15 protein-coding genes are annotated in these 16407 nt (G+C 45.0%); 7 read left to right on the top strand and 8 right to left on the bottom strand.

All coding sequences use genetic code 11. The features are described from left to right. Positions 1–45: 45 nt before the first annotated feature. Positions 46–1635: a peptide chain release factor 3 gene (gene prfC, locus JIG41_RS02230; RefSeq protein WP_199524202.1), complete on the bottom strand. Its 1590-nt coding sequence runs from the start codon at positions 1633–1635 to the stop codon at positions 46–48. Between the two features lie 256 nt (positions 1636–1891). Further along, on the bottom strand, positions 1892–2539 hold the full coding sequence (locus tag JIG41_RS02225) for a LexA family transcriptional regulator (protein WP_000854920.1): 648 nt from the start codon (positions 2537–2539) through the stop codon (positions 1892–1894). 117 nt (positions 2540–2656) lie between these two features. Between JIG41_RS02225 and JIG41_RS02220 the strand changes: the two genes are divergently transcribed. The 7 genes from JIG41_RS02220 to eexS are packed head-to-tail and all read left to right on the top strand — an operon-like array spanning position 2657 to position 6332. Further along, on the top strand, positions 2657–2908 hold the full coding sequence (locus JIG41_RS02220; protein WP_000451746.1) for a helix-turn-helix domain-containing protein: 252 nt from the start codon (positions 2657–2659) through the stop codon (positions 2906–2908). Positions 2909–2963: 55 nt separating this feature from the next. After that, positions 2964–3833: a hypothetical protein gene (locus tag JIG41_RS02215; protein WP_063528188.1), complete on the top strand. Its 870-nt coding sequence runs from the start codon at positions 2964–2966 to the stop codon at positions 3831–3833. Continuing rightward, positions 3820–4482, top strand: a complete 663-nt coding sequence (locus JIG41_RS02210) for a DUF6475 domain-containing protein (protein WP_032081042.1) — start codon at positions 3820–3822, stop codon at positions 4480–4482. Before JIG41_RS02215 ends, JIG41_RS02210 begins: the two co-directional genes overlap by 14 nt. Next, positions 4469–5017 carry a lytic transglycosylase domain-containing protein gene (locus JIG41_RS02205; RefSeq protein WP_004249402.1) on the top strand — a complete coding sequence of 183 codons (549 nt, stop codon included), beginning with the start codon at positions 4469–4471 and terminating at the stop codon, positions 5015–5017. Before JIG41_RS02210 ends, JIG41_RS02205 begins: the two co-directional genes overlap by 14 nt. Further along, complete coding sequence (locus JIG41_RS02200; RefSeq protein WP_000210563.1) at positions 5014–5313, top strand: flagellar transcriptional regulator FlhD; 300 nt, start codon at positions 5014–5016, stop codon at positions 5311–5313. Before JIG41_RS02205 ends, JIG41_RS02200 begins: the two co-directional genes overlap by 4 nt. Then, complete coding sequence (locus tag JIG41_RS02195; protein ID WP_000566753.1) at positions 5310–5843, top strand: FlhC family transcriptional regulator; 534 nt, start codon at positions 5310–5312, stop codon at positions 5841–5843. The genes JIG41_RS02200 and JIG41_RS02195 overlap by 4 nt, the downstream gene beginning before the upstream one ends. A 57-nt stretch (positions 5844–5900) precedes the next feature. Then, a complete protein-coding gene (gene eexS / locus JIG41_RS02190) occupies positions 5901–6332 on the top strand; it encodes an entry exclusion protein EexS (RefSeq protein WP_063527794.1) in 432 nt (143 codons plus the stop codon). 32 nt (positions 6333–6364) lie between these two features. Here the strand turns inward: eexS and JIG41_RS02185 are convergent, their stop codons facing one another. The 6 genes from JIG41_RS02185 to JIG41_RS02160 all read right to left on the bottom strand — a co-directional run bounded on the left by JIG41_RS02185 (position 6365) and on the right by JIG41_RS02160 (position 16358). Continuing rightward, positions 6365–9934, bottom strand: coding sequence for a conjugal transfer protein TraG N-terminal domain-containing protein (locus tag JIG41_RS02185; RefSeq protein WP_199524201.1), 3570 nt, complete (start codon positions 9932–9934; stop codon positions 6365–6367). Positions 9935–9937: 3 nt separating this feature from the next. After that, a complete protein-coding gene (locus JIG41_RS02180) occupies positions 9938–11326 on the bottom strand; it encodes a conjugal transfer protein TraH (RefSeq protein ID WP_063528980.1) in 1389 nt (462 codons plus the stop codon). Positions 11327–11328: 2 nt separating this feature from the next. Then, positions 11329–12273 carry a thioredoxin family protein gene (locus tag JIG41_RS02175; protein WP_063528981.1) on the bottom strand — a complete coding sequence of 315 codons (945 nt, stop codon included), beginning with the start codon at positions 12271–12273 and terminating at the stop codon, positions 11329–11331. A gap of 238 nt (positions 12274–12511) precedes the next feature. Next, complete coding sequence (locus JIG41_RS02170; protein ID WP_063527525.1) at positions 12512–13939, bottom strand: 5-methylcytosine restriction system specificity protein McrC; 1428 nt, start codon at positions 13937–13939, stop codon at positions 12512–12514. Between the two features lie 3 nt (positions 13940–13942). Continuing rightward, complete coding sequence (locus JIG41_RS02165; protein ID WP_085627009.1) at positions 13943–15586, bottom strand: McrB family protein; 1644 nt, start codon at positions 15584–15586, stop codon at positions 13943–13945. A 19-nt stretch (positions 15587–15605) separates the two neighbouring features. Then, complete coding sequence (locus JIG41_RS02160; protein WP_138558323.1) at positions 15606–16358, bottom strand: hypothetical protein; 753 nt, start codon at positions 16356–16358, stop codon at positions 15606–15608. Positions 16359–16407: the final 49 nt, after the last annotated feature.

Raw genomic sequence — 16407 nt, 5'->3', positions numbered from 1 at the left:
TTATTGCCCGCCATGCGGGCACTTAAAATATGTGCCTGTGTAAGCTTAGTTTTCGCGTGTATGGTTAAACTTAATATCAGGATAACGTTCCATTGATAAGTTTAGGTTTACACGACTTGGCGCGATGTAAGTAAGGTTATCCCCCCCATCTAGCGCTAAGTTGCTTTCGCACTTGCGTTTAAACTCTTCAAACTTTTTAGTATCGTCTGAACTTACCCAGCGTGCAGTATTAACACTGACCCCTTCATAAATAGCATCTACGTTGTATTCTGCTTTTAAGCGTGCAACAACCACATCAAACTGTAGTACACCAACAGCGCCAACGATAAGGTCGTTGTTAATAAGTGGTCTAAATACTTGCACCGCCCCTTCTTCTGATAACTGCACTAAGCCTTTTAATAACTGCTTCTGCTTAAGAGGATCTTTTAGACGAATACGGCGGAATAATTCAGGCGCGAAGTTAGGAATACCGCTAAACTTCAACTTTTCACCTTGGGTAAAAGTATCACCAATTTGAATCGTACCGTGGTTATGTAAACCAATAATATCGCCCGCATAAGCATCCTGCGCACGTTCGCGGTCGCCGGCCATAAAGGTTACCGCATCAGAAATGCTCACTTGCTTGCCAATACGAACGTGATTCATCTTCATACCTTGGCTGTATTTGCCTGATACGATACGCATGAAAGCAATACGGTCACGGTGTTTAGGGTCCATATTCGCTTGAATTTTGAATACGAAACCAGTGAAGTTTTCTTCTGTTGCAAGCACTTGGCGATCTTCTGTTTCGCGTGGTAATGGTGACGGAGCCCACTCAGTTAAGCCATCAAGTACATGGTCAACACCAAAGTTACCTAGCGCCGTACCGAAGTAAACAGGTGAGAGTTCGCCCGCTAAAAAGAGGTCTAAGTCAAACTCGTGCGATGCACCAATTACCAGCTCAAGTTCTTCACGTAATTGCTCTGCTAGTTCGCTGCCGATGGTTGCATCTAGCTCAGGGTTATCTAAGCCCTTAATTGTACGAACTTCCTGAATAGTGTGGCCTTGGCCGGTGCTATATAAAATCGTTTCTTCGCGGTGAATATGGTAAACACCTTTGAATTCTTTACCACAGCCAATCGGCCATGTTACTGGTGCACATGCAATGTTTAGTTCGGTTTCTACTTCGTCTAATAACTCCATAGGATCACGAATATCACGGTCACACTTATTCATAAAGGTAACGATTGGCGTGGTACGTAAGCGCGTTACTTCCATTAATTTACGTGTGCGATCCTCAACACCTTTTGCCGCATCGATAACCATTAAACACGAGTCAACTGCGGTCAAGGTACGGTATGTATCTTCAGAGAAATCTTCGTGTCCTGGTGTATCAAGAAGGTTTACCAAACGCTGGTTATAGGGAAACTGCATTACTGACGTAGTTACCGAGATACCACGTTCTTTTTCCATTTCCATCCAGTCAGATTTAGCGTGCTGGTTTGAGCCACGACCTTTTACGGTACCTGCTTTTTGGATTGCTTGTCCGAATAACAGCACTTTTTCTGTAATGGTGGTTTTACCCGCATCCGGGTGCGAGATGATAGCAAAGGTCCTTCGCTTATTGATTTCATTAAGAAAATCTTGGTTTGCCATGTATAAATTCTTTTAGTTTGTACACGGATTTGTACACACTTTTGGAAGTACTCTCTTTTCAGTTCTTCGCTTGTCAAACCCGTCGTGTTAATCGTAATTGGCCGCTATTTTCGCTGATCTTGACTTTATAAACAATCAATGGTTATCTAATCGGTTACCATTTACTCTCAGCGTGCGCCAATGCTCAGTTGTAGCTGTTTGCAATCGTTGCTTCTTCAGCTCATGAACAACTGTGGCTAAACCACAAATTCCTTCGCTACCAGAAATCGATGATAGCTTGTCGTACTACACCGATGATGGTGCAGTTGCCGTTGATCGGTATTGCAGGGTATTGCGGGTTCAAAGGTTTTAGGTACTTCTGTTCACCATCAATAACTAACTGCTTAAAGGTTGCTTCTTTCGAATCATCCAAACGCGCAACAACCAATGAACCTGAAGAGTAAGGTAACTCAGGATCAACAACGATCACTGCCCCCTCAGGTATGGATTTTTTTCCGCTTGGATTTTCCATACTGTCGCCTTTTACGCGAAGTGCGAAACAACCCTCATGTGCTTTCCCAGTGACTTCACGCCACTCCTCAGCATCTTCATGGGCAAATCCCTCCGCTATTTCAGTCCAATCACCGGCCTGAACCCAGTTAATGAGAGGAATTCTTCCCTTAATATCAGGCCCGACTTCTACATTACCGACCCCCAAGCCAATCTCGCCATCACCTGTGGCGAGCCAATGAGCATTCACGCGAAGCGCCTCCGCGATCTGCATGGTGTAACGAGACCTAGCCGATTTACCAGAGCAAATCTGGCTGATCGACTGCTGTTTGATACCAATGCGACGAGCCAACTCAGACTGAGTCACCCCAGTAAGCTGCAAGGCATGGTTTAGTCGTTCGGATAAAGTTTTCATAAGCCCGCATTCTACAAATAAAACTGTAGTCTTTCAACAATTTTAACTGTTGACTTATCTACAGTTTAAACTGTAACATTCAATCTTGTAACAGTTATTATTGTAACAGGAGACGGTATGGAAGTGTTCAACACGACACAAAAACATCTCCGCCGTGCCATTGACTTGGTCGGCGGGCAATCAGCATTAGCACGAGCCATCAACTCAAAACAGCAAAACGTCTGGTTTTGGTTGAATAAATCAGGGCGTGTGCCCGCTGAATTCGTTTTACCCATCGAACAAGCTACGCAAGGACAGGTAACCCGATCCCAGTTAAGACCGGACATCTATCCCGAATGCCCAAGCGAGCTGAAAGCCAGTAACCAGTAGGATTAAGGGCAAATAATGGTCAGCATTTTACGTAAACACAAAAGCGAGTTCCTCCATGCGTGATTATGGCAAGGTCTATACCCGCTTTTGGCTAAAGCAAAACGTTTTGTCCTGGAGTGACTCAGCGAAGTTGCTAGGACTGTATTTGCTTACATGCCCACATTGTAATTTGCTTGGCTGCTTTCGATTGCCGATTGGTTACGTTGCTTCTGACTTGAACTGGGATGAGCAACAGGTTGCCAAGGCTCTAAATGAGTTAGAACAAGATCAGTTCCTCATTCGTTGCGAGGAATCCGGTTGGACTTTGATTCGGAGCTTTCTGAAGCACAACCCAATCGAAAACCCGAACCAAGGTAAGGCCGCCTTTCGGTTGCTAAAAGATGTACCTGCCGACTTCGTTGGTATGGCATCGCTTTTGAAATCTCTTGCCGGTTTTCAAGCTCGGCTTCCAGAAGAATTTTCATCATTGTTTATGCCTGATGGCAACCCGGTAAGGGACTCTCAACGGTCGGATGACTCTGAGAGAAGCAATAAACCAACAGTTAAAACTGTTGGCCACATACAGTTTGAAGACTTCTGGGATGTACAAATACGCAAAGAAAAAAAAGCGAAAGCCAAAGAAGAATGGCTACGCATGGGCCTCAATGAAGACCATGAACTCGCCTTGGAAGTGCTAACACGCTGGAAAGAGCAACGAGACAACCGATTGCAGTATCAAGATCGGACTAAGACCCCTATGCCACATAACTGGCTTTTAAACCGGCAATGGGAAGACGAGTACGTTCGCATTGATGAAGTACAGCAATCATCGACGAGCCTAAAGGGCAGCAATCACCAGTTGAACATTGAAGAAAGCAATCGCCGCATTGCTGAAAGCTGGGCCGGACCAGGTATTCGGGAGGTTCGTTCAAGTGCAGGAGGTTGATAAACGCGAGTTTGCTGAAGTTTGGGGAGCTGCTTGGGCCATGTATGGCAAAAGCGTATCACCACAATTGCTATCCATCGCATTTGAAGCCCTTCGTGCTTATAGCATTGAAGAAGTGCGAATCGGTCTGACTCGGCATATTCAATCACCGGATACTGGGCAATTTTTTCCAAAGCCCGCTGACGTCATCAAGCATATCGATGGCAACTCGGGTTCAAGAGCCATGGTTGCTTGGAACAAAGTTGACAAGGCTGTTCGTCAGGTTGGCGCTTGGACATCCGTGATGTTTGACGATGCGCTTATTCACCGCGTTATTTCAGACATGGGGGGATGGGTTGAACTCTGCAAGGTAGATGACAGGGAATACCCCTTTAAACAAAAAGAGTTTTTAACACGCTACCAGGCTTACTTGTTGCGGGACGAAGTGGGTGAATACCCAAGGCTATTACAAGGTATTGCAGACCATCAGAACCAGCAAAAAGGATTTGATATGCAAGCGCCGGTTGCCGTGGGCGACTGGTCAAAAGCAGCACAAGTTTATACAAGAGGCATCACCGACTTTAGCGCAGTGCCTTTGAAAAGAATAAGCCCGAAAGCCATTCAGGCGCTTCTCGGAAATCAATTAGAGGACAAAAATGAAAACGATTAAATCAAAAACCATTGCCCTAGTGATAGCCATGTCCGCAAGCACTTCAGTCTATGCGTTTCCGGGCTATCAGTGGGAAAAAGCAGCACAAAGCGTTGGTATTGATCCAGTCATGCTCTACGCCGTTGCCTTGGCTGAGTCGGCCTCACATCGTGGTCTCAACATGACCAGTCCATGGCCATACGCAATTCGCAATGGTTCAAACGCAACCTACGCCAAATCTAAGACAGAAGCAGAGAAACTGTTAAACCAAGCACTGCAAGAGACTGAAAAATATCAGCTCGATATTGGCCTTATGCAAATCAATTTGCATTGGCATGGGCATCGGGTGAGCTCAGCAGCGGAACTGCTAGACCCCATCACCAACCTTACGGTCGGCTCAAGTATTTTGGCCGAAGCAATCAAGTCTTCACCAAATGATTTAGAGCTTGGCATAGGCCGCTATCACAGTTGGAACGAAGAGCGTGCACGCTGGTATGGGCAAAGAGTGCTTTCTATCTATCGCAATATTTTACATGAACTGGAGGTCCGTCAATGACAACCAATCAACAAGACTTCTATCAATTAAATTTGGCGTACCTACACGCAGCACGAGAATTAGCGCGAATTGATCCGCAAGAGGCCGTCTTGCGCTTTGGACTTACACGCGACGTGGTTGATGCTTTGATTAATGCTGGTGTTGATGACCTGCAACGAGTGGCGACCTCATCATTCATGCTGTTTCAACCAAGGGGTAACCAAAGCCAACTGATTGAGATGGTGAAGAGCAAAGGCACAGGTATCCCAAGAATCGCTTATTTATTATCAACCCTAAACAACAAGGGGGATGCATGATTGATAACCTGTCCAAAAGTGAGCTATTTACCCGAGCCTCGCTGCTTATTAAATACGGATTTCGAACAACCATTATCGCGCTCGATACAGGTTTGCCAATCCACATTATCAGAAGGCTCCATAAAGAAGTGACTGGCAAGTCACCTTGTCCTGGTCAATTGCCAGAATCTGATGCCATCGTCAAAAGCAGAAGAGCATTAGTTGAAGGCTCCCTGCTTATGGCGCTTTATGTCAATATTGGTGGTGATAATGTCTACAAGCAATTAAATATCGATGCTTTGATGAAGGCTTACGATGCGTATTTGGTTGCAAGAGAAGAAGCAGATCTTCCAGCTGAGATCCCCTGGAAAAAACTGACCATCAATGAAGGTTGGGTTCTAGCTCGTGATTTAAGATCACAGCTTGCATCCTTACACCGGTGTCGATGCGGCAGTCTGTATTTGACGGTATCACAACAGCGCATTCAGCTTAAATGCCCTGTGTGTGAGATTATGGCCGAGCAAACCACTAGAGCACTTTTTGAGAACTAACATGCTGATGCATGATTTGATTGTGCACCGTCTGTGCACTTTGAGAGTACTAAGAAGATGACAAACTTACTTAAATCTTTACCAGCACGCTGCTGGTTTATATCACTGGGGCTTTTTCTGGCGACTTTGGCAGCGGCTCATTTCTTTCCATCAGAAATATTAACGGCATCTGCCAAGTTAGCGGCTTTGCCATTTCTGTTCTGCACCGTCGTTTTTTTCAGCTACTTGGGATTCAAAGCGACCTGTAATCCCATCGGACTTATAGCCATAATCACTATGCTTGTAGCAATCGCATATTGGCAAGCGAGTTGGACAATTGTTGGTTTGGGACTCTTTTTCTTAGCTATTTGTACTGGAATTAGATTCTTGAGTAGCCAAGTTAAAGATTCGGGTAGAACTTTGAGCATTGAAGAAAAATGGTATTGGTATAAGCTCCATTCGTTTTTTGATGGCTTTTATCCAAGGTATCCCAAAAAGCCAAAAAAATAGCCAGCCCATCACAAGCTGGCTACCTTCTGTTTTTAGTTCCTTCCTGAAGCCTGGTTATAGGCCCTAATATCGATCAAGTTGTTCTGAGCATAATCTCCAGCGAGGGATGCATTTGAGATCACTGCAATCTGCTTATCCACAAATGCTTTATCTTCTTCGGACACACTGTCGGGGATGTAAGCACCGCTCTCATCTTTTTGACGATACTCATTTAGCATTTGCTCCCTTAGACCAAGCATTTCAGGCGACCAACTCGATGAGTCTTCAGAGTTGAAAACGCGCCCCGCCAAACCTTCATTGAAAGCTTGAGCGAACACTTGACTTTGAATCGGGGTCAATCCCATTCTCTGCCCTTCGCTGTATGCTTCCTGTTTAAAATCATCGGCATACTGTTCTAAGAACTCACCATATCGATTGTTAACTGCCGCACCGAATGCCCCAGCCAACATGGCTTCAGACTTAGTACCCCAGTTTACTTCGGAGGCATACTGCGAACTCGATCCACTGTATGCATCATTAAACGCCGTCAATGGGTTTTCCAAAGAGGTTCCGGCGTCAACGGCTGCTTTTAAGCCATCCCAGGTTGATTTACTGGCCACCGTTGCATTGTGCAAGAAACCTCGTGAGCTAGGGTCTTCAAGTGCTTGCTCCTTGTAACTCTCATAGTCTTCGCCAAAGTGATTCAAGGTATGCAGTGCTGCATCAGTATGCTTGCCACTGAAGTCACCAATAGCACTGGCGCTGTTGAAGAACATTTCAGCACCAGAAACTCCGCTATCATCAGCCATAATGCGAGATCGCCACTGAGAGCCAGCTTCACTGTTTAGTCCAGATTGATAGGTACTTGTGTCAGAAACTACGGCCTGTTGGGCTTGTTGTTGATGCGCATTTAGTTGTCCATCAACACCAGACAAATTAGTTTGGTAAGCTGATTGAGCTGCGTTGAACTGAGTTTGAACAGTTGCAGCATCCTCGTAGCCGCCCAATACACCCGATTCCACTTGGCTTTGAGTGCCACCAAAAGTAGGTGCAGTTGATGACAAGCCTTCATTAGAGCGTGGCTGAATAGATCGTAAATCGGCTCCGGTAGCCATGGCCATAACAGTCATTGCTGCTTGATAGTCATTGTCTCGTTCAGCGGGCGTCGAGGAGTTGCTATAGGTTAAAGACTCCATAGCTGCGGCCACATACGCCTGATTATCATCAGGTAGCAAGCGCTGATACATTGGAAGGTTTTCACGTAATCGGTTACCTGCTTCAACATGCTGGTTCATATAGCGACCTAAATAATCCATGACTTCAGGATTATCCGCTGCTAATCGAGTTAACGTCGCACCATCCGTGTTCCTTTGTCCTGATAGACTGTAGCTGGCCTGATCAAGCTCACTAAAGCGGTTTGATGCCGTGATAACGTCTTGTGCTGAACTCTGAAGTGACTGATAGTCTTGATTAGACAACGACATCTCAACGCCAGAGCGTCTTGAATCTGAAAGGTCCTTAACCATCGCATCGCGAAACTCAGCACGTCGTGAATCACTCGATGCCAAGCTTTGCATCTCCCCAGTGAGCGTATTTGCGGTCGTAGACCGAGAACTGCCTTCTGACGACTCAACTTGGCCACTAAAGTTACCACCTAGATCCAACCCAGCTCGTACCCTTGATAGTTTTGGTACACGAGATGAATCTGGCTTATCAACTCCAGGCAAATTACCTTGTGGAGAATCATTGCCTCCCGTTCCAAGAAGCCTCCCAAGAAAACCCTTATCGGCAACTTCTTTCTCACCGGGATTAGTAATGGTTCCATCGCCACCAACCCTTAGTCCGCCAGATAACACGCCCGATACCAAGCCACGTACAGCGTCTTTTTTATCGTCACCGAAACCATACCGTGTTTGCAGGTCATCAGTGACCTGATTAACAACGGCGCTAGATGCGGAATTAGAAGAACCAATCTGACGTCCAACCGAAGAAAGGTTGTCGTAACTTAGCTTTTCACCAAAAGTTCGGCTCATGGTGTTGCCAACTTGACGGCTAAAGGCTTGAGTTGCCTGAGTCATGGATTCTTTTGCAGAGCCGACCATTGAACCCACCGCATTTCCGACAGAGAAACTGCTAAGTAGGTTTGACGCGCCGGTCATAGCAGAACCAGTGAGGGCTGAATTTTGGAACATTGACTGTGATTGCATCACCGGGGCATTTTTCGCGACATCTGGACTTGCCATCTTTTCATCAATTGCATCACCGTTTTGAAGACGTCCAGCCAAGTGGGTAGCGGTTATTGCTGAGCCATACACGAGCATGAGCGAAATCGCCGGAACACTCGACGCCAACATGCCGCCAGTAGCTATCCAGGTTTGCAGCACTGAATCCATCTGCATCATCCCAGCAAAAGATGGCACTTCTGTACCTGCAAAGGCATCAAGAGCCGACATTTTCCCAGCAACAGTTAAATGGATATATAGGTTAATAATGGCCATGACAGGCATCCAAAGTTGAATCCAAAGCAGGATTAACAAGTACTTCCCGGCCATTCGCATCCCGATTTGGCCAAGGGCAATCACAAAGGCCATCAATGGGGTGATGGCGTAAATGAACCCCTCAAAAAACGTCATCATCGGACGTACGATACTTTGGAACAGGGTCTGCTCCGCCGCCCATTGTGTATTGCGCTGCTCAATCGCTTGGTTAACCATCACGGCTGCGGTGAAAGCTTGATCATCCATATACTTGCCTGTCACGCTTTGCTCATAAATAGGCAAAAGCACTGACGCGGTCATGTACTCTTGGGTGTTAACCGAAGCTAAACCAAGGTTATTCAGTGCATTTCGGATCACGTCATCAGTGTCCGTTGCAGACGAAGTCCCCAATGAGGCTGACAGAACCTGTTTAAGCCTTGGAATGAAGGTTGATTCTGTCATGAGTTTCAGCTGACTATAAGCATCGGTGCAGTCCAAATCGCTACTGCTACCACTGAGCATGATGCGCGTGCCATAAATGCGCGAATCAAACCTAATCGCAGTCATCGGGTTGGGGTCACTCAGCACCTGATCGAGGTTCTTTTGTCCAATGTCGATACCAATCAAGGTGCACTCTTTGATGTAGTTAAGCCACGATTGCTCGATGTCCGAACCGGCGACACGATTTGCATCACCCAAACCAGAGCGATCCATCACCTGTTTTCTCACTTTAATCAGTGACTGTAAACTGGATGCAAAGCCGTATTCCGTCATGGCGGGAGTTGAGAAGGCGGTTTCAAACAATCGCGTGATTTGAAAGCCAACAGTCGAAATCGTACTGCCTGCGGCAGCAACACCGATGGGCACATTATCAACCACTCGAACTTGTCCCGTGTACGCATCCTCAATGCTCACGCGGGTACTGGGTCCAAACATGATTGCAAAGACTAGCCATGAGACTAAAACGTGTTGAAAGTTAATCCCACGACCACCTTGTATTAAGGCCTGAACAGAGACCATCAATACTCCAATGAGTAAGCCAATGCGAACCATTGAAGTAAAGTCGCCTGTACCAGTGATCATCGCGACAGCGTTCAAGACCTGCTCTAAAAAAGCCGAATCCCCGATGGAATAGATTTCCCACATTATCTATTCCCCCAGTGCCGTAGATTTAACGGTGTAATAACGCTGCTTGCGAATGGTCTGAATCACCTGATTAAAATGCGCCAGCAATTCTTGCTCTGAACCGTATCTTCGCTGTAACGCGGCGTATTCCTCATTGATTTGGCGACGTGCACGTTCAAGGTCTTCAGTTAACAACTTCGCATAGGCATGATCTTCTACACCAGAGGTGCTTCTAGCTGCATTGAGCATGTCTTCAACCAATGCTCGGGCCATCTCAACAGCAATAAATGGCGCCGCTCGTGAAGCAAACGACCTAGCAGCCCCTTCATTTAATGCAGAAAGTGTTCGAATCATGCCGCCAATGCTCGCAGGAGCCGATGTCATAAAAGCCTTTTCGGTGGTGCTAGCAGCTCCTGTATTTCGAGCAAACTTAAAAATAATGCCGTTACTGGAACCTGTACCAAGAAGTAAATTTTCTACTTGGGTTGATAACCCCGTCAGGGTCACGTTAGTGATTGTCGGATTCAGACAGCCGTCTTGTGTCACTGTGTCACATCGGTACATAGCGACGTTACCGCCGTGAATTAGATGCTCAATAGTCACTGTATTGCCATTCAGTCTGGTCAGTTTCGGGGCTTTACCTTGGCCATCAGCGGCATTAGCTAGATCACCAACGATGATCGAACCCGTCACCGACATAACTGCTTCAAGAAAACGGTCATCCCCCGATGCAAACCAGCTTGATGCCGAATGACGTTTCAGTGCTCGCCAAACCAAGTTACCTTTAATCGTTCTGTTTACATCAGATGCCGCGACACTCGAAGCGTTCTCATATGGGTTCTTACCATTGGACTCACTCCAACTGGTAAAAATGTCCCCAGCCCCTTTAAGTGAGCTCAACATGCTGGCTTCTGTTTGCCCCTTTTTACCAAAAGCAGCCAGGGTATCGTTCACGACTCCCTGAGCCATTTGACAGGAATTACCAAAATACTCGTTCAACTGCTGGATTTTCTTTTGCAGTGTCTCCATGTGCTGGGAGCATTTCTCACACATAGCACTGAGCGCCAATTGGAATGCATACCCCTTGGCGTTTGCAGCAACAGAGCGAAGTAATTGAACAAACTGATCCGCGTTAACAAATGACAAACTTCCCGCGAACATATCAATGCCGCCACAACCGGCTTGGAATGACGGTGGCACCATAGAGACGAGGTTCTCGTTCATGATCCTGTTACGAACAACAACGCTTCCTCCAGATATAACGCCACGCCGCTGACTCTCGAATACACCAGGCGCAGTGGTGTTGGTCATTGAACCAAACAACTGGTTCATCTCCTGTTGCAAGCTTGCTTGGCTCATAGATGAAAAACCAATCGCACAGGCGATTAGCGATACTCGAAATACTTTTTTCATTGTTATAACCCTCCTTGTACACGCAGATAGCGAACAAGGAACTCAGGGTCCTGTAATATCTTTTCGTTAAGCTCTTGGGCTGACATCGCGAGTGACACGCCGGGTTGAACAGGTCTGGTGGCATAGTAAGTTTGATCGTCAATCCAACCGGCTTGATGGGCTGCGAGAATGATTCGATTATTGAGCTCATCAAGGCTCATTGCTCCTTGTCCAATCGGAGTAATAACGTTAGGCGGGTCAACTAAGAACACGGCAGGGACAGTCGTAACGGACAAGGATTGTGCTTGTCCTGAATCGACTTTGTAATTGGGAAACTCTCCACCGGGTAAAGGCAAGCCATCGACAGCAATAGCAAACACCTCGAACCCATAGTTCAAGGCCATAGATTCGATGATAGGCGCTTGAGCATGGCAATAAGGGCAATCCGAACGATAGAAAAAGAACAAACCAGCCCGCTTCGCTACTTCACCTAAAGCTACATCACGTTGAGCGCCAGCTTCTCGATCCATCCGATTGGCAGCATAGGTCGCCAAGGGTCTGCGACTGATTTCATCCAAAACAGGATCGCCCATGACCACCTGCTGACTAACATCAGCAAATAGTGAGCCTTTATCCATCATAACGCGCTGAAGATACAGATAGGCTCTGACGTTTTCAGTCGTTGGTTCATCAATTGCCTTGTCCATAAACGATTGCATATGCTCTCGGAACCATGCGGCACTGAAGGGCTTTAGTTCGCTCTGACTGGACTCCACGACACCAGATTCCGGCTCTATCAGCTCATCAGGCTGTTCAGGTTCAGGAATGACCTGATACCAAAACCAGCCTTCCTGACCACGTTGATAGAATGGCCCATCACTGGCATGGGCGGGCAGGATGAAAAGAAAGAAAATAATGATTGGGATGGTCACCCATAGGATGAACCAAGGTAACAAAGGCGTTCTCATTGTCAGCTCCAGAAATTTCACAGAGCTAACATGCTAAAGATCCCCGTAAGAGCGATTGGCCAGATAGATGAAGGAATCGTGTGTGTTTCTGACTATAGGGAACTGTCAACCCAACTCAGCTGACTTGTCACTATCTCGATAATGCCTATGATATAAAACTGATACCCAACTCAATAAACAATCTCGACTTCAAAAAAATGACATTTCGTTGAACAATGGCCTTTCTCCACAAAAAACGTCACCGATTAAAAACCTTAGAATAAAGGGCATTAATAAAAATGCTGCACTGCTCTTTCATTTTCCTATTAAAATCAATATACGTATCTTCAGGGATTTTTAGAAAAAGCACATGGAACGGTATCTCTTGTCCTTGCTGGTGAATAATATCTGAAATCACACCCTGTGTTTTTTCAAGGTTAAGTGAAGCCCATCGTTCTTCTGATATAGGGTAAATAAATCCACATCCCTTGATTGCGGCAACATTTCCATACTGCCCTATGTAAGTATGTAGCTGAAAAAGATCTTCACGCTTCACCCCAAATTGTGAATCAAATGCTTTATACTTCACATCAAATACGAATAAACTCTCATCGATTTCTATAACAAGATCAGGTTCAAGTTTTCTCATATAACCACTGAGAGCACCAGATGCTATTTGCTGACGTTGCTCGAACTTACCTAGCAGGCGTAGCCCATCTCGCTTGATGAGCTTACGAATGAAATATTCAAACAACATCGAAATATCGAAAAAGAAAGCACTCGAATCCTGCTGCGAATCAAAATCAGAGCCCTTCCGGTCAATGACTTGCTTAGATAAGTCAATGAGCACGTTATAATCATTGTAGAAAGGGTTGGTGAAATGAGAAGTCCTCAAAATTTCTTGCTGTGACCTTTTAGTCCCCTGATTGGCAGTCAGAAATGCACTATAGATATTTCGTGTTTGGTGACAAAATGAGTAATGTGCGACTGCTTCATAAGCTTTTATAAATAGTGAAGTTGCAGGGCTGTCGTAGCTGTGCTCTCGGTACGAGCATAAATATTTTCCAGATGATTTATTCTGGAAATAATCTGTAGCATTTATAGTTCCCCTTACGCGGGAAATACGATCATTTCTTGTAATATAAGTCTTTGGCAAGCCCAGGCGGTATGCTCTCTTAAACTTAATGTTCCATAGATATGCTAAAAGCCACTCGTAACCGTCTGCGTGACTTTCTCCTCCAATGTTTTCTAATTCGAGAAATCCATCGGCATCTGCAATGATGTATTGAAGGAAAGCATCACCAAAACGTGAGCTGATCTTCAGAGAGTAATCTCCTCGCTTAACAAATCCGATTAGATTGCCCGTGTCGAGATTAAAATTTCTGGCATCCGTACCAGAGACACCGATGAAACCGCCATCTGTATTGTGTTCGTAATCTTCATCATTGAAGAGTATTAAAGCATCGGAAATATTATCATTCAGCGTTTTTTCGACATCACGAGATACCGAATTCAAAAAGTGCCAAATTGCAGACTCGTCGTTATGAGGATAGGTCCATTGTCCTTTTGATTTGGCACTAAGGGTTATCGACTTTCCTAAACGTCTATTTGTCAAAATGCCTTCGCTGACAAAATAGGACTGGTTATCGACCAGTGTGCCGTTCTTAATGATATCGAAAAGCCACACAGTTTAAACCCCAAATGCCTTTCCGAAGGAGCTAATCAGTTCAGTCTCCTTACCTGTTCCACGAAGATACTCCTGTAATAACGGACGAATACAATCATCCCATACACGCTCTCGTACCTCCGAAACTGTAAGGCTGGTTGCATACTTCAAGTCCATCAAATAGGCATGACCAATTTGGTAATCATTACCAAGCAAAGGTTCTTTAGCTATCAATTCATTCAAGCGTTCAAGGTTATCCACCAAGGGCAGCCAAGCTTTGCAAAATTGGTTCAAATGGTATTTCAATAGCGCCATATCAGGCACCACTTCTTCCCAACGGAATCTTCGACGCAAAGCGAAGTCAAAACTTTCGACACTTCTGTCTATCGTGTTCATCGTTCCAATAAGATAGATGTTTGTTGGAATGAAGAACAAATACCCTTGTGCGTCCTTAAGCATACCAGTATGTTCATTGTTCAGATTGGAATATTGGGTTTTAACGCAACCTCTAGTGCCTCGGTATTCCAGACAGTACATTAACTCACCAAAAACGCGAGACAACTCAGCTCGGTTTACCTCATCTATTATAAAGAAAAATGGTGGTACTGCTTCCGATACAAGCTTGGATATATCTGATATTTCGAAAATATCCTGCCAATGCTCGCCTGATAACTTTTCTCTAAACGGGAGAAGTTCCTTGATAGTAAGAGACTCCCACTTCTGAGTAAGTCCAAGCCCATATACATCGATTTCCCACTTACCAGCGCTTCGGCAAAACTCTTTAAAAACACCATTTTGCAACGTTAATTGAGAGTTCCCATCACTGTCCAAAACAGGACGTAGCCCTTCCATAAAGTCTTCATAACTGAAAGAAGGATGAAATTGAACCAACTCAATCTGACTTGCATGTGTGAGACGGCTGTAGGGAGCAAATTCCTCTTTCCAGATGTCAAACAAGAGCGAAGTTTGTAGGCGAGCTTGATAAGTTTTCCCTGTCCCCGGCGCACCGTATTTAACAATCTGCTTCTTTAAACTGAATGGGTTTGACAAATTCTCGTAAAGCACCCAAACAAACTGACTAAGATAAAACTCATCAGTTTTACCTTCCCGAAGCTCATTATCAAACTCGCTTTTGATGCTCTTTAATAGAAAAATGTTTTTAGCAAACCAACTTTGATTTTCTTCTGCTGGGTATGCTGGAATTATTCCTTCGCGTATAAGCCAACTAAAAACCTGATTAAATTTACCGGAATCAACCGTTGTGGAGACTTCGAGCGTACAAGCTGCTGCCACTCGATTAACGAGAACAGGGTTGTTGGATTTACCTTGGTTAGACCACGAATCAGAAAAAATCGTGAAGTTTTCACTGTTTGGAATCAATATAAATTTTTCTAATGCGGATATGAAATTCTTGTTTTTAATGAATGACTGGAAGTTGTCATTGCTCAACACTGACTGTCCGCGAGAAGCGATACCGTTGCTCTTCTCATAGATTAACTGCTTCAGAAAGGCTTCATCATTTTGAGACAAGCCTTCTCCAGATGTGATTCGCTCACGGATTTGAGCGACCTGACTGTAAAAGTCACGATAGGCTTTGTGCCATCCATTGACTTCATGCTTCCTGTTCTCAATAAGATATTTATATAGGTTTTTCAGTCTACTTTTCATTTATTCCCTTGTTACTGGATTATCGAACACACATCTTGAATTCATTTTGCGCTTTTGTGAGAGACTCATTTAGCCTGAAAACAGTAACCAAAGTCTTCATTGCTCCTGACGGAACGACCACAAAATGCAAATCACTGTTACTGTGCCGCCAAATATCAGCTTTGTTACTATATTTTTGGTTCTTATGAAGAGCTACCTTTTCAGGCAAAATTGCTTTTGTCAATGATGAGCTAAATAACCTTGAAGTCAAAGCCTTCCAAGGATGCTTAGGTGCACCGTCTGAAAGCCGTTCCACAAACCGTTCCAGTGCATGACGAGTCACCACAACAGGTCCAATGTTCGGAACATTGATTAGCTCATCGATTTCTCTGACGGTAGCATTATCGACGCTGTATTCCTCGAAGGGATATGAGAGCCAATCGTCACGCTTTTCTACCGATATCTGTGCTTCTTGGTAACGGGTGAGCAAGAACCTAGTCAGGCTGTAAAGTGAATGCTGAGTTGAGCGTTGTTTCTGTAACTTTTTGATGGCTCCTTTACTGACCCGGATTTGAAGCCCATTACCGCTTCGGTTACTCCCCATCACCTCTTTCACTGACAGTAGGTGATGAATAGCATAAAGCTCAGCTGCAATTGCCTTTTGCTGCTCAGTTAGCTTGTCGTATTGCTCACCTAAATCGACCTTTAGCTCACCACCTCTTCGAAGGCCGGTCTTCCAGTAAACCGTAAACTCACCATCAATCTGCTTTGTTAACAGGGTTAATACCATCATGTTTGTTCTCCTATTGGTTATCTATTTTTCATTCTCCATGTTTTTTCAA

Origin of the sequence: Pseudoalteromonas sp. bablab_jr011 (assembly GCF_016464045.1) — a bacterium.
Taxonomy (GTDB): domain Bacteria; phylum Pseudomonadota; class Gammaproteobacteria; order Enterobacterales; family Alteromonadaceae; genus Pseudoalteromonas; species Pseudoalteromonas lipolytica.
This window is presented reverse-complemented; position numbering and strand designations above follow the sequence as displayed.

What these genes read in the sequence shown, in the direction of transcription:
- prfC (WP_199524202.1), bottom strand. Translation starts at nt 1,635, where the DNA reads ATGGCAAACCAAGATTTTCTTAATGAAATCAATAAGCGAAGGACCTTT.
- JIG41_RS02225 (WP_000854920.1), bottom strand. Translation starts at nt 2,539, where the DNA reads ATGAAAACTTTATCCGAACGACTAAACCATGCCTTGCAGCTTACTGGG.
- JIG41_RS02220 (WP_000451746.1), top strand. Translation starts at nt 2,657, where the DNA reads ATGGAAGTGTTCAACACGACACAAAAACATCTCCGCCGTGCCATTGAC.
- JIG41_RS02215 (WP_063528188.1), top strand. Translation starts at nt 2,964, where the DNA reads ATGCGTGATTATGGCAAGGTCTATACCCGCTTTTGGCTAAAGCAAAAC.
- JIG41_RS02205 (WP_004249402.1), top strand. Translation starts at nt 4,469, where the DNA reads ATGAAAACGATTAAATCAAAAACCATTGCCCTAGTGATAGCCATGTCC.
- JIG41_RS02200 (WP_000210563.1), top strand. Translation starts at nt 5,014, where the DNA reads ATGACAACCAATCAACAAGACTTCTATCAATTAAATTTGGCGTACCTA.
- JIG41_RS02195 (WP_000566753.1), top strand. Translation starts at nt 5,310, where the DNA reads ATGATTGATAACCTGTCCAAAAGTGAGCTATTTACCCGAGCCTCGCTG.
- eexS (WP_063527794.1), top strand. Translation starts at nt 5,901, where the DNA reads ATGACAAACTTACTTAAATCTTTACCAGCACGCTGCTGGTTTATATCA.
- JIG41_RS02185 (WP_199524201.1), bottom strand. Translation starts at nt 9,934, where the DNA reads ATGTGGGAAATCTATTCCATCGGGGATTCGGCTTTTTTAGAGCAGGTC.
- JIG41_RS02180 (WP_063528980.1), bottom strand. Translation starts at nt 11,326, where the DNA reads ATGAAAAAAGTATTTCGAGTATCGCTAATCGCCTGTGCGATTGGTTTT.
- JIG41_RS02175 (WP_063528981.1), bottom strand. Translation starts at nt 12,273, where the DNA reads ATGAGAACGCCTTTGTTACCTTGGTTCATCCTATGGGTGACCATCCCA.
- JIG41_RS02165 (WP_085627009.1), bottom strand. Translation starts at nt 15,586, where the DNA reads ATGAAAAGTAGACTGAAAAACCTATATAAATATCTTATTGAGAACAGG.
- JIG41_RS02160 (WP_138558323.1), bottom strand. Translation starts at nt 16,358, where the DNA reads ATGATGGTATTAACCCTGTTAACAAAGCAGATTGATGGTGAGTTTACG.